The organism is Pedobacter sp. BS3, assembly GCF_008274585.1.
Classification (GTDB): domain Bacteria; phylum Bacteroidota; class Bacteroidia; order Sphingobacteriales; family Sphingobacteriaceae; genus Hufsiella_A.
The window spans coordinates 818,184-831,108 of sequence record NZ_VTRT01000001.1 but is presented as its reverse complement, the minus strand read 5'-3'; the positions used below and the strand labels follow the sequence as shown (position 1 = coordinate 831,108).

The 12,925-nt window shown below is 43.0% G+C and carries 14 protein-coding genes; 5 read left to right on the top strand and 9 right to left on the bottom strand.

Annotation, left to right across the window (positions count from 1 at the left end; translation table 11 throughout):
- Positions 1-157: 157 nt before the first annotated feature.
- Positions 158-853, top strand: coding sequence for a diphthine--ammonia ligase (locus FW774_RS03635; RefSeq protein ID WP_149346769.1), 696 nt, complete (start codon positions 158-160; stop codon positions 851-853).
- 308 nt (positions 854-1,161) lie between these two features.
- Here the strand turns inward: FW774_RS03635 and FW774_RS03630 are convergent, their stop codons facing one another.
- The 4 genes from FW774_RS03630 to FW774_RS03615 form a co-directional block, all read right to left on the bottom strand.
- A complete protein-coding gene (locus FW774_RS03630) occupies positions 1,162-1,437 on the bottom strand; it encodes a hypothetical protein (RefSeq protein WP_242457702.1) in 276 nt (91 codons plus the stop codon).
- A gap of 80 nt (positions 1,438-1,517) precedes the next feature.
- Entirely contained in the window at positions 1,518-1,838 is a 321-nt protein-coding gene (locus FW774_RS03625) for an ORF6N domain-containing protein (RefSeq protein WP_149346768.1), read from the bottom strand.
- A gap of 111 nt (positions 1,839-1,949) precedes the next feature.
- A complete protein-coding gene (gene acs / locus FW774_RS03620; protein ID WP_149346767.1) occupies positions 1,950-3,857 on the bottom strand; it encodes an acetate--CoA ligase in 1,908 nt (635 codons plus the stop codon).
- Between the two features lie 73 nt (positions 3,858-3,930).
- Positions 3,931-4,521 carry an acetate uptake transporter gene (locus tag FW774_RS03615; RefSeq protein WP_149346766.1) on the bottom strand — a complete coding sequence of 197 codons (591 nt, stop codon included), beginning with the start codon at positions 4,519-4,521 and terminating at the stop codon, positions 3,931-3,933.
- Between the two features lie 277 nt (positions 4,522-4,798).
- On the opposite strand from FW774_RS03615, the gene FW774_RS03610 reads away from it, so the two are divergent.
- Positions 4,799-5,230 (top strand): CBS domain-containing protein, encoded by a 432-nt coding sequence (locus tag FW774_RS03610; RefSeq protein WP_149346765.1) that lies wholly within the window; start codon positions 4,799-4,801, stop codon positions 5,228-5,230.
- 219 nt (positions 5,231-5,449) lie between these two features.
- Here FW774_RS03610 and ruvC read toward each other — a convergent pair whose 3' ends face one another.
- Positions 5,450-6,019 carry a crossover junction endodeoxyribonuclease RuvC gene (ruvC, locus tag FW774_RS03605; protein WP_262714429.1) on the bottom strand — a complete coding sequence of 190 codons (570 nt, stop codon included), beginning with the start codon at positions 6,017-6,019 and terminating at the stop codon, positions 5,450-5,452.
- A gap of 382 nt (positions 6,020-6,401) precedes the next feature.
- Here ruvC and FW774_RS03600 point away from each other — a divergent pair, with 382 nt between their 5' ends.
- From FW774_RS03600 to lpcA, 3 genes are all read left to right on the top strand, one after another.
- Positions 6,402-6,851 carry a protein-disulfide reductase DsbD N-terminal domain-containing protein gene (locus FW774_RS03600; RefSeq protein WP_149346764.1) on the top strand — a complete coding sequence of 150 codons (450 nt, stop codon included), beginning with the start codon at positions 6,402-6,404 and terminating at the stop codon, positions 6,849-6,851.
- A 171-nt stretch (positions 6,852-7,022) separates the two neighbouring features.
- A complete protein-coding gene (gene pfkA / locus FW774_RS03595; protein WP_149346763.1) occupies positions 7,023-8,000 on the top strand; it encodes a 6-phosphofructokinase in 978 nt (325 codons plus the stop codon).
- Between the two features lie 2 nt (positions 8,001-8,002).
- Positions 8,003-8,569, top strand: coding sequence for a D-sedoheptulose 7-phosphate isomerase (gene lpcA / locus FW774_RS03590; RefSeq protein WP_149346762.1), 567 nt, complete (start codon positions 8,003-8,005; stop codon positions 8,567-8,569).
- Here the strand turns inward: lpcA and FW774_RS03585 are convergent, their stop codons facing one another.
- The 4 genes from FW774_RS03585 to FW774_RS03570 all read right to left on the bottom strand — a co-directional run bounded on the left by FW774_RS03585 (position 8,570) and on the right by FW774_RS03570 (position 12,592).
- Positions 8,570-9,283 carry a hypothetical protein gene (locus tag FW774_RS03585; RefSeq protein WP_149346761.1) on the bottom strand — a complete coding sequence of 238 codons (714 nt, stop codon included), beginning with the start codon at positions 9,281-9,283 and terminating at the stop codon, positions 8,570-8,572.
- Between the two features lie 11 nt (positions 9,284-9,294).
- Complete coding sequence (locus tag FW774_RS03580) at positions 9,295-10,098, bottom strand: hypothetical protein (RefSeq protein WP_149346760.1); 804 nt, start codon at positions 10,096-10,098, stop codon at positions 9,295-9,297.
- Positions 10,099-10,422: 324 nt separating this feature from the next.
- A complete protein-coding gene (locus FW774_RS03575; protein ID WP_149346759.1) occupies positions 10,423-11,361 on the bottom strand; it encodes a hypothetical protein in 939 nt (312 codons plus the stop codon).
- Between the two features lie 46 nt (positions 11,362-11,407).
- Positions 11,408-12,592 carry a M20 family metallopeptidase gene (locus tag FW774_RS03570; protein ID WP_149346758.1) on the bottom strand — a complete coding sequence of 395 codons (1,185 nt, stop codon included), beginning with the start codon at positions 12,590-12,592 and terminating at the stop codon, positions 11,408-11,410.
- Positions 12,593-12,925 lie beyond the last annotated feature (333 nt).

Here is a 12,925-nt window from a genome sequence, read left to right as displayed (position 1 = left end):
AGAAAATGCTAACGCCCGGTTCGTGTCTTCACAGAACCGGCAAAAAGTGAAGTTAGGGATGAGGCCTCAATGTTCTAAGATCGTTTAAATCGTAATTCTAAGATCATAGCTCGTAAATCCCTTCTTTTTTTACTTTTGAGCTTTAACTGAAATACAAATGCCCCATCACAAAACCTATTTTAACTGGAGCACCGGTAAAGACTCGGCGTTAGCGCTGTATTACCTGTTACAGGATAAGAAATACAATGTGGAATATTTGCTTACCGCCGTTAATACGCATTATAACCGGGTAAGTATGCACGGCCTAAGAACCAGATTGCTGGAACAGCAAATTGCCGCTATAGATATTCCCGGTGGAATTTTGGAATTACCGGAGCAGCCCGCAAATGCTGAATATGAAATGCTGATGAAACAAAAAGTAACTCAGCTAAAAGCTATGGGATTTGAGTATGCCGCGTTTGGCGATATTTTCCTGGAGGATTTACGGCAATACCGCGAGCGGCAGTTAGAACCATTGGGAATGAAGACCATTTTCCCGCTTTGGCAAAAAGATTCCAGGCAACTGATGGAAGAATTTATCGCATTGGGATTTAAAGCCATTACAGTTTGCGTAAATGCGGAGCTATTGGATCAATCTTTTGCCGGCAGGGTGATTGATAACGATTTTATTAACAGCTTACCCAATGGTGTAGACGCCTGCGGTGAGAACGGAGAATTCCATACCTTCTGCTTTGACGGGCCGGTATTCAAATTCCCAATCCGGTTTTCAATTGGCGAAACTGTTTTTAAAGAATATGGTACAGAAGAAACTAAAAACGGATTCTGGTTTTGCGATTTGTTACCTGTGGATTAATATGCCCGCCTTTAAGTACGAGTTCTGCTTTATTTTTTTAGTATTTCAAACAATTTACCTGGGTCTTGCCTGTTGTCCCAAAATGCAGTAATGAAAATATTTTCTTCAATTATTCTGTAGTAGATGCTAAAATTACCCATAGCTGTTGTTCGAGTCTCAAAATGATTAGTCGGTTTTCCGATATATGGGTTTTGTAATATTAAAGCTGTTTTTCTTTTGTTATTTTAATTAATCTTTCAGCGTATTTTGTTGAACAGTTAAATACTTCAGGATTTCACGTCTTTGCTTTAAAGCCGTTTCAGTCCATATTACAGACTTTTTAACCATTCTAAATCTTTCTGGTCTAACTCATCCTGAGAGATAATACGATTGTTTTTAATGTCTTCATCACTCATGTTTAACATGAGTATCTGTTCTTCAGAAAGTTTTACCATGTCATTGCCAACAGCACTTTTGTCTACCAATTGATATAGAGCTGTTAAATAGTCTTTGTTTGAAATGGTCAGCAATTTATCAATTATGCTGTTTCTGATGTTATCTGTAGCTGTCATAACATTCCTTTCTACAAAGATTGTACTTTTCATCCGGTTCTCCAAAAGAAGCATATAACCGGTTGTAATATAAACCCTTATATAGTGAAGAACTTACGTAAAGAGGAGATAGTTTATTCTTCTTTTGTAGATTTTAGCTGATATCCGATGCTTTTCCTCATCGGTGTTTCTTCCTTCTTTACCAGTAATTCATAGCCACCTAAATGTTGTTTGGAAGGTATCACATTTTGTGATACCACTATTTCGGTTTCCACTTCGTTTAAAACAAACATAAAATCGTCGGGGAATAAATCTGAATTTCTGCGGACTGCCTGTTTTAATACCCTTGTTTCCACTCCGTAAATTTCTGCTATATGAATGTCTAAGATTACTTTTTCTTCTCGTAGTACTATTATTTTACTAATAATTTGTTCCTGGGGGATTGTTACAGGCATTTTTCTTGTATTCTACTGTACGGATAATATGAGTTAAATATACAGGATTATATAAATATCAAACAAAAAAGCCACCCGTAATCAGGTGGCTTACTGTTAGATGTTATGCTGTTAAAGCGCTCCGGCTTTAATTTCTTCAACAACGGCAGGGTCGAGTAGGGTAGTTGTATCGCCCAGATTGCTGGTATCGCCCTCGGCAATTTTGCGAAGAATACGACGCATAATTTTGCCTGAACGGGTTTTAGGCAGGCCAGACACAAATTGTATTTTGTCAGGTTTGGCAATTGGCCCGATAATACGTGAAACTGTCATCACAATATCTTTCCGGGTAAGATCGGCATCATCATGCAATTCAGGACAAACCACGAAGGCATAAACGCCTTGTCCCTTAATATCATGCGGATAGCCAACAACAGCTGATTCAACTACGCTGGAGTGCATGTTAATGGCATTTTCAACCTCGGCAGTTCCGATACGGTGTCCCGAAACATTCAGCACATCATCCACACGACCTGTAATACGATAATAGCCGTCCTCATCGCGTAAGCAACCGTCGCCGGTAAAGTACATATCCGGGTAGGTGGCGAAATAAGTGGTGCGGCAGCGCTCGTGGTCGCCATAGGTGGTGCGCAACATTCCCGGCCAGGGGAACTTGATACATAAATTCCCGCTTACGCCGTTACCTGCTATTTCATTCCCGTTCTCATCCACTATAACAGGCTGCACTCCGGGCAGCGGCAGGGTGGCATATCCCGGTTTGGTTGGTGTTACATTGGCTATAGGCGAGATCATGATCCCGCCGTTTTCGGTTTGCCACCAGGTATCTACAATCGGACATTTCCGCTTGCCGATATGTTCATCGTACCAGTGCCATGCTTCTTCGTTAATGGGCTCGCCAACAGAACCCAGCTTTTTGAGTGAGCTCAGGTCTTTACCTTCAAGCGGCTCAAGGCCGAAGCTCATGAGCGAGCGGATTGCGGTTGGAGCGGTGTACAGGATATTTACCTGGTATTTCTGCACAATATCCCAGAAACGTCCGGCATCCGGCCAGGTTGGAATACCTTCAAACATCAGGGATGTGGCTCCCTGCGATAGCGGCCCGTACACGATATACGAATGACCTGTGATCCAGCCGATATCGGCGGTACAGAAATAGATCTCGCCGGGCTGGTAGTTGAATACATTAGCAAAAGTGTACCCGGTGTATACCATGTAACCGGCACAGGTATGCACAACACCTTTGGGTTTGCCGGTTGAGCCGGAGGTATATAATATGAACAGTTCGTCTTCGGCGGCCATTTCTTCTGCCGGGCATGGCGGATTGCCCATCGTTTCTACTTTTTTCAGCTCATCTTCCCACCATACGTCGCGGCCTTTTATCATGGATACCGGTGTGCGGCTTCGTGTAAGTACGATAACTTTTTGTACGGTATGACATTGCACTAAGGCATCGTCAATAACGCTTTTGAGCGGAATTTCTTTCGTTCCTCTGAAACCGCCATCGGCCGTAATAACCAGTGTACAGCCGGCATCCTGTATACGATCTGCAATAGATTGGGCAGAAAAACCGCCAAATACTACTGAATGGATGGCTCCGATACGGGCGCAAGCCAGCACAGCAATGGCCAGCTCGGGAACCATGGGCATATAGATACAAATGCGGTCGCCTTTTTTTGCGCCGTTGTTTTTTAATACGTTGGCAAACTGGCAAACTTTTTCATGCAGCTGCTTATAGGTTAAAACCCGGTGACTTTCTTCGGGGTCGTTGGGCTCCCAGATAATAGCGGGCCTATCGCCAATAGTGTCTAAATGGCGGTCGAGGCAATTTTCGGTAATATTAAGAGTTGCACCATCAAACCACCGGATATTGGGTTCCTTAAAGTTCCATTTAACTACCGTGTCCCATTTTTTACGCCACTGAAAATTCTCGGCTATTTCTGCCCAAAATGCTTCGGGGTTTGAAACACTGTAATCGTATATTTTTTTGTACTCTTCAAAGGAATCAATTGTTAGTTTCATGATTGTTAGTTAATTCTGATAATTGGTGATATTGAGATGGTAAATTTAAAAACTCTTACTCTTACTTAAAAATCTATTTGTTTACGTTACCAATGGGCAGAACGGTACGACCGTACACTTCGTTTAGCAAGTTGGCCATGCCGGTATAAATGGCAGAGGCTCCGCAAATAATACCCTCGTAACCGGCAAATTGCTTGATACCGGCATTTCCGGTTGCATCGCCTATGGCTAACAGGAAGAACAGGATGGTTAATGTGGCAAATACAAATTGCAGGGCCCGGTTAAGCTTAAATGTACCGATAAAAAGGAAACCGGTGAATATTCCCCACATAACCAGGTAAGCAACCATACTTTCTTCGGATGCGGGTTCTATCCAGCCCAGCTTAGGCATTACAATTAGGGCCACAAGTGTGAGCCAGAAACATCCGTACGAGGTAAATGCGGTAAGTCCGAAGGTGTTGTTTTTCTTAGCTTCCATAATACCGGCAATGATTTGCGCCAGGCCGCCATAAAATATGCCCATGGCAAGGATCATGGAGCTTAGCTCAAATAAACCGGAATTGTGCAGGTTTAACAGTACGGTTGTTAAACCAAAACCAAGTAAGCCCAGCGGGGCCGGATTTGCTGTGGTATCCTTCTGGATAATTTCAGTGATTGGGTTCATAATTCTTTATTGGTTAGATAATTTGTTTGGGTTAAACTTACTAAGTATAACGTCAAAAGTCAAAATTCAAAAGTAAAAACCTGCAAAGCGTACTTAAAGCCAAAGGCAAAAATCAAATTCTATAAGCGTTATGTTATAGATAATTATGTCTCTTCGGCCTGTTCCCTGAAAGGGCGGAGCAGTAGCTGTTTATTGCTTTGTAAAAAAAATGTTATGAATATTCAGTGATTTTACTTACTTTCATTAAACTAATTAAAACCAGGTAAAACGTTAGCTTATGAAAAAAATAAGCGAAATTCTCAGGCAAAAACCCAGCAGGCTGATCTCGGTGCCACGTGAAGTTACTGTTTATGAAGCGCTTCAAATTATGATGGATCACAACATCAGCGCTATTTTGGTCATGGATCAGGACCGGTTAGCCGGCATTTTTACCGAACGCGATTATGCCCGTAAGGTAGTATTGCTGGGTAAAACATCTAAAACTACACCGATAACAGAGGTAATGACATCAACAGGCTTGTATGTGATCAGCCCGGACGATAGCATTGAAAAATGTATGGAAATGATGTCGTCTAAACACATCCGTCATCTGCCGGTAATGGAAGGCGATAAGGTAACCGGCATTGTATCGATAGGCGATGTGGTGAAGTTTATTATTGAAGATCAGAAGCATATTATCCGGGAGCTTGAAAATTATATCAGCACCTGACTTTAGGGTGGAGTAATAAAAAGGCTACAGGCTTTTCAAAGTATTTTAGGAAACAAGGTTGTTACCGCTTGGGTACACATAGTTCTGTTTGTTGGCTTAACAGCAAGAATGCAACAGCTTAGTAAATTTTCCGGGCCTGCTTCGGATCAGATGCTGCTATAGCCTGTAGGTCATCTTCAATAATTAACCGTACTATTATTGGTCTTATTGCTTTAAGCTTTACCTGATCCGCTTTGTATTCTCTTTTACAAAAGCCTCCCAGCCCGAATAACTTTTTTTATTCCCCGATCTGCCGATCTTCTGAAACGAATGGCAAACAGCTACAGCAAGGCCATCGGTAGCATCTAAAAATTCGGGAGTTTCATTGAACCCAAGTAAGGTTTTAAGCATGGCAGCAACCTGCTCTTTGGTTGCATTTCCGTTACCGGTGATAGACTGCTTGATCTTACGCGGCGAATATTCAAAAATGGGCAAATTACGCGATAATGCTGCCGCCATGGCTACACCCTGAGCCCGGCCCAGTTTCAGCATTACCTGCACGTTTTTGCCATAAAAAGGGGCTTCAACTGCCAGGCAGTCGGGGTGATACTGGTCGATCAGTGCAAGCGTTTTGTTAAAAATGTGTTGCAGCTTCAGCGGATGATCGTCAAAATGGTTAAGCTTTACAATGCCCAGGCTGATCAATGAAGTTTTACTACCAGCCTCGTTCACCAAGCCATAGCCCATAATAGCTGTACCCGGATCAATACCCAGTATAATTCTTTCTTTTAATTCATTCGGGAATGCCACGTTGGAGTCAAAAGTAAAAAGTAAAACGCAAAAACAGGTCAGTTTATCAGATTTTGATTTTCAACACAGAAGGTTCCTTGCGAGGCTACGGTTCTCCCACATTTAGTTAATGCTTTTATATATTGCCTGTACTGCCTTTTTACTACAGGGTATCTAAAAAGCCAAAGGACATTGTCATTTCGACGATCCCCGAAGTCTCGTATTAGCGTCAAGTTAAGAGCTTTCCCCGGCCTGTCCCCCGACAGGCCCCAACGAATAGTGTTGGTCTGTCCTGGGGACAGACCAAGGGGTGGGTTTTCCCGTACTGCCTGTCCCGGGAAGGAACGATTCGGGATACGGGATTCAACTTTTTAATTTTTAATTTTTACTTTTGAATTATAACATGAAGAGAACAAGCATAATAATCATCCTGGCCGTCCTGTTAAGCAGTACAGTTCATGCGCAATTGCTTAAACCCGTAAAATGGTCGTACGCTGCCAAAAAAATAAGCGCTACCGAAGCCGTTATTTTTATGAAAGCCACCATTGAAAAAGGGTGGCATATTTATTCACTAAACGTGCCCGATGGCGGCCCGATAAAAACCTCTTTTACATTTTCCCCATCAAAAAGCTATGTTCTTTCGGGTAAAACCATTGAGCCCAAACCGGTAACCAAATTTGAAAAAACCTTCAATATGAATGTAAGTTACTTTGAAAATTCGGTTATTTTCCAGCAGCGTATCAAGCTCCATACTCCCTCTGCTACCGTAAAAGGCAAACTGGAATACATGGTTTGCAGCGACCGGCAATGCCTTCCTCCCGAAGAAATAGCATTTAGTGTTCCTGTTAAATAATCTGTGTTTACCAGATCTTAAGATTTTATTGCATTTTTGGCCCTGTTAATTGTGAGGAGATGGTTTGGCTGAAAGATTGCCGTAGAGAAAAAGCTTCAAAGCTATTGAAACGTTCAAATCGCAGATGATCTTTATTTTAACTTTTTAATTTTAACTTTTGACTTTCCCAATATGAGCACTGTTAAACATATAGGTGTATTAACCTCCGGCGGCGATTCGCCGGGTATGAATGCTGCAATACGTGCTGTTGTTCGTGCAGCATTGTATTATGATGTAAAAGTTACGGGCATAATGCGGGGATATGAAGGGATGATAAACGGCGAGCTTTTTGAAATGGACCGTAAATCTGTGGCAAACATCATACAGCGTGGCGGTACCATTTTAAAAACAGCCCGGAGCGAGGCGTTTAAAACCACAGAAGGCCGCAAGAAGGCGTACGAGAATCTGAAAGCTCATGGAGTAGATGCACTTGTGGCCATTGGTGGTGACGGTACGTTTACCGGCGCCAATATCTTTATCAGCGAGTTTGATGTGCCGGTTATCGGCTTACCTGGAACCATAGATAACGACCTGGTAGGAACGGATTTCACCATTGGTTATGATACCGCTATCAACACCGTAGTGCAGGCCGTAGATAAGATACGCGATACGGCCGAATCTCACGATCGCCTGTTTATTGTTGAGGTTATGGGACGCGACTCAGGGCTGATAGCGCTACGCAGCGGCATTGGTGTTGGTGCAGAATGTATACTCATTCCCGAATTAAAAACAGATATCAACGAATTATTCAACCGATTGGAGTACGGGCGAAAAGATAAAGCATCTAAAATTATTATTGTAGCCGAAGGCGATGAGGCCGGTGGCGCTTTCGAAGTAGCTAAAAATGTGAAAGAGCGGTTCCCAAATTACGATACGAGGGTTTCGGTTTTGGGACATATCCAACGTGGCGGAAGCCCGACCTGTATGGACCGGGTATTATCAAGCAGGCTGGGTGTAGCTGCTGTTGAAGCCTTACTCGAAGGACGCAAAGGCGAAATGGCCGGTGTTGTAAATGGTCATGTGGAATTTACGCCGTTTAAAAATGCCATCAAACATATCTCCGAATTAAACCCGGGCTTACTAAAGCTGGTTGAAATATTATCCCTGTAATTATGGAAGCTATAAAAAAGCATTTTCAACAGGCAGAGCAGGTGTTATCCACCTTTTTGGCTGATGATGCTAATTTTCGTACAATAGAGCAGGCCGGTCAGTTGCTGGTTGATGCGCTGCGAAACGGACATAAGGTAATTTCCTGCGGCAACGGCGGATCCATGTGTGATGCCATGCATTTTGCCGAAGAGCTTTCGGGACGATACCGCAATGACCGGCCCGCCCTGGCAGCGATTTCCATATCCGACCCATCGCATTTATCCTGTGTAAGCAATGATTATGGCTATGCGTTTGTTTTTTCGCGAATGGTGGAAGCCATCGGCCAAAGCGGCGATGTACTGTTAGGCATCAGTACCAGCGGCAACTCTGAAAATGTGCTTAATGCCATTCAGGCGGCCAAAGCCAAAGGGCTAAAAGTTATCGGTTTAACCGGCAAAGACGGCGGCAAAATGGCAGCTTTGTGCGATGTGGAAGTTCGTGCGCCAAAATCAGAATATGCAGACCGGGCACAGGAGATCCACATTAAAGTGATTCACTCGCTGATAGATTATGTAGAGCGAAACCTGTAATTACCAGTTATACTTCAATCCTATGCCTGAATTGCTCCATTTGAAACCTTTCCCCGGAAGAGAAATGCCCATTGTACCTTCCGAAAACAGGGCAAATTTTTCGGTAATTCTGAACGAAATACCCAGGCCGGTTACGATGCCAACCTCACCTATGGCTATTTTTTGATTATAATTTTCGGGGGTATCATCGTCATTAACCATGTATTGTGATACTGTTACATTTTTGTTGGCATATAAAAATTCGGGACCTAAAAGCCATTGGAACTGCAACCGGTGATCGGTGTTTTTGGTGAGCAGATAGCTGGCTAATACGCTTAACTGTGCAATCCTGGATTTATCATTCGTAATCAGATCGGTACGTGAAACCAAACCGGTAACTAACCTGGCTATAAGGAAAGCTGTGCGCAATGAAAATTTATCCGAAAGTTTCCGGTCATAACCAACTTTAACGCCCGAAGAGTAATTATACCGTTCCAGCGAGAAGAAATCGCCGAATGTATGGGCGGCTTTTAGGGGTTCGCTGTAGCCCGGAAGCGCTACATTTTTACCATCTACCCAAATAATGTTGCCGAATGACAAACTTACCGCGTTTTGCGGCCCGCCCCAAAATGACCGGCTGGGATTACGCCCATTGATGTGAATCTGGGCTTTAGAAGAAAGACATATCAGCAAAAAAACTGCCGATGTGAGTAATTGCTTAGGCATTTTTTTCATTGTGACAGTGGTTATTTGCAGCTTAATGTAACGGGTGTTACAGTATCAACAGCGACCCCATAGGTATTTATTCTGTTACGAACGGTACTAAGATTCCCTTCCTTATCAAATGTATAATCATATTTGGCCTCTGTAGATAGAGCGGGGAAAAGTGGTGAATTGATCTGGTAACCTGTAATATATACATTACGTATTGATGGTATCAGGTACATGGCCATGGATTCAAAAAAAGCAACAACAAATGAGTTATCATTTTTAGGTTTATCCAGGTAGGTAAAGTTTTCATATACAAATATTTCGTCATCAAAAGTATCCTGTATTGATATACGATTTAGCCTGTTTTTACTATCATAAGTCAGTTTATATACACCCTGATCTCCTATACTTGATTCAACCTTAATCAGCTGTTTTTTACTGTTATAGGTAAACAAGCGTACCTGGTCAGGATCCTCTGTTAATGTAACCCCATCGGCATTTAGCGTAACAACTATTTCCTTTTCAATGCTGCCAAAATCGTTCAAATAGATTCTGGTTTTAGCATTTTTCAGGCTCTTGTCACCGTCCATAAATATAAATTGCTTAGGGTTTTCTATCTGGAGATACCATTTAAGGGCTTCATTCCCGTTGGTGGTTTTTATTTCTGTAACAATAGAATCAAGTTCATATTTTGCTATGGCAGTGGTATATCCATCGGGCGATGTTGAGCTTAGCAATAAACATTTTTGGTTGCTCACAGTACTGGGAACAGATGTCGAGCTGTCTTTACGGCAGGCGAAGGTTATCAGTAATAAAAACGCAGGTAAAAGTTTCTTCATGCAAATGAAAGTATTTAGGTTTCTCGCATTGCAAGATAGCGATTATTCGCTTGAGCGCAAATTTTGGTCTATCGGGATTTTAGATATGAGGCGTGAGATTTTTTAATTGCTAAATTGTTATTCGTCCTTCGTTATTCACATTACATTGTCAGCTGTCAATTATCAACTATCAATTATCAGAGAATCATTAGTCACCTTAAACCTTCCTTCTACCTTTTTCCGCTTCCAGGCTATGAACCATAAGCCATGAACTATCCGCCACCTACAACGTAAAACATACTATGTATAACTTAAAACCTTCCACTTCCTGCTTCTATTCCAGGCTCACCGGTAACCGCCCTGTTGTATCAGGAAGCTTACCCGTTCCTCCTTTTTCAACGGTACGTTCCAGTTGCCCTGGTAGCTTATTTTAACAGGAAGCAGGGTTTCGCCATCGATGAAATAGCCCAGCTCAATATTCATTTGCACATCAAAGTCAAACAGCATGTTGCTGTACTTCATATCTACGTAACGGCCCAGGATCTGCATATTGCGCTTATCGAAAATAGTGGTAAGCTCTTTAATCATAATACCGCTTTTCGTCCAGTTAGAAAGGTCGGTTTTTTGCGTTACCTTAAAGCGGTACACCGGGATAGAATCTAGGTATGTACCGCTGTAAAAATTATAATCATAGTACTGCCGCATGTTGGCCGTAAAGATTTCGGTTTTATCGCTAATAAACGGTATTCCTTTTACCGGCCTTCCCGGACTGAACAATAATGTTTTGAGCTTTTGTTTATACGATTGATTGGTACCGCCGCCAACAGGCGACTCTGCCGATGCCGAATAAGCGGATTTATAGGCGTTCATAAAAATGTAGTCGAACATTTCTACGGTGTAAAGCTGGTATTTGCCGTTTTTCTTATAAATTTTGCCGCTGTCGCGTTGGGCCAGCACTTTAACCCTGTCAGCTCCGGGACTAACCGTATGCAGCAATTTACGGTACAGCTTAGCTTCAACTTTATTGTGCTTATTATACGTATAAAGCTGATTTTCGGCAGTAAAGGTGTATTTTTTCATATTGCGGAAAGCCTCGTAAAAGCTGGTATCACGCAATATTTCGTCAATAAAGGTTTCGGCCGAAAGGCGCTTGGCCGTAATATTAATAGCCGAATCAATAGTTACGGTAAGCAGCGTATCCGGGTTAAAGCGGGGAATTTGCTGCGCCATAACCGGCAGGCTGTAAAGCGCTGAAAACAAAATTGCGAGGGCAATTTTCTTCATTGATAAGTTGTTTGCCCGATATAACGGAATATCCCCCTAACGGGTTTTAATTACCCAGTTGCTTTACGGCAATATACGCCATTAAACCGGTGCTGATGGCCAGCGCACTTTCATCAATATTAAATGTAGGTGTATGCACCGATGAAGTTATTCCCAGTGACTGGTTGCCCGTGCCCAGCCGGTAGAAACAGGCATCGGCTATTTGCGAGTAATAGGCAAAATCTTCGGCCGCCATCCAGATATCCAGGTCAACCACATTTTCCTTACCCAGAAAATCCTCGGCAAAAGCCCGCACGTCTGCGGTAAGTTTTTCCTCGTTGATCAGGAACGGATAACCTTTCATAATATTAAACTCGCAAACAGCGCCCATACTTTCGGCAATGCCTTCGGCCATCTTTTTCATACGCTTGTGCGCCTCGGCACGCCAGTCTTCATCAAGAGTTCTGAAAGTGCCTTCCAGGTAAACCTCGTTAGGGATTACGTTGGTAGCACCATTGGCAATCACTTTGCCAAACGAAAGCACCGTGGGTAATTTCGGGTCGGCTATGCGACTAACAATCTGCTGCAAAGCCACAATAATATGAGCCGTAATTACAACAGGGTCTATATTTTGTTGCGGCTGGGCCCCATGGCCGCCTTTTCCCCGAACTGTTACATACAACTCATCAGTGGATGCCATGTATTTACCGGAACGAAAACCGACTTTACCCGCTTCGATCAGCGGCATAACATGCTGGCCGATAACCGCCGAAGGCTTAGGGTTTTCCAGCACACCTTCCTTTATCATGATGCTGGCGCCGCCGGGTAGTTTTTCCTCCGCGGGCTGAAAAATCAGCTTTACCGTACCGCCAAACTCATCCTTTAACTCTGAAAGTATCCTGGCCGTTCCCAGTAGCGACGAAGTATGCACATCGTGTCCGCAGGCATGCATCACGCCCGGATTGGTTGATTTATACTCCACGTTATTCGTTTCAGTTATGGGCAAAGCATCCATATCGGCACGCAGGGCAATTACCTTATCAGACGGTTTGTTGCCTTTGATCAGAGCTACCACACCGGTATCGGCCATAGCCTCAAAAGGGATGCCCATGCCGGCAAGCTTTTCTTTTACAAACGCCGAAGTTTGGTACTCGTGGAAAGACAGTTCGGGATTAGCATGCAGGTGCCGGCGTATGGCAATGGTATCCTGGTGGATATCCCGGGCCATTTGCCTGATTTTATCTTTTAACATCGTGCGGAATTTGAAAACAGCTCAAACTTAGATAAAATTTCAGCTACAACCATCATTTAAACGTCTGTATCGCATAATTTTAATACAAATTACTTGAAAAGCAGGGGCCGGTTTGCTTCGGTGCCGGTAGTCCTGTGTTACGCTCATACGCCTGCAACCCGCCCCGATACCTCGCGGGAGGCTTCATAGATATTAAAAGATTGCAGATTATTTCTTACAAGGAAGCTATATACCGTAAATATGATGATTAGATTTTAAACTTCTTCAACCATAGTTGTATTCTCCTTGAAATAAGACTCAAGAGTTGTCAAGTTTAACAATGGTAATATAATT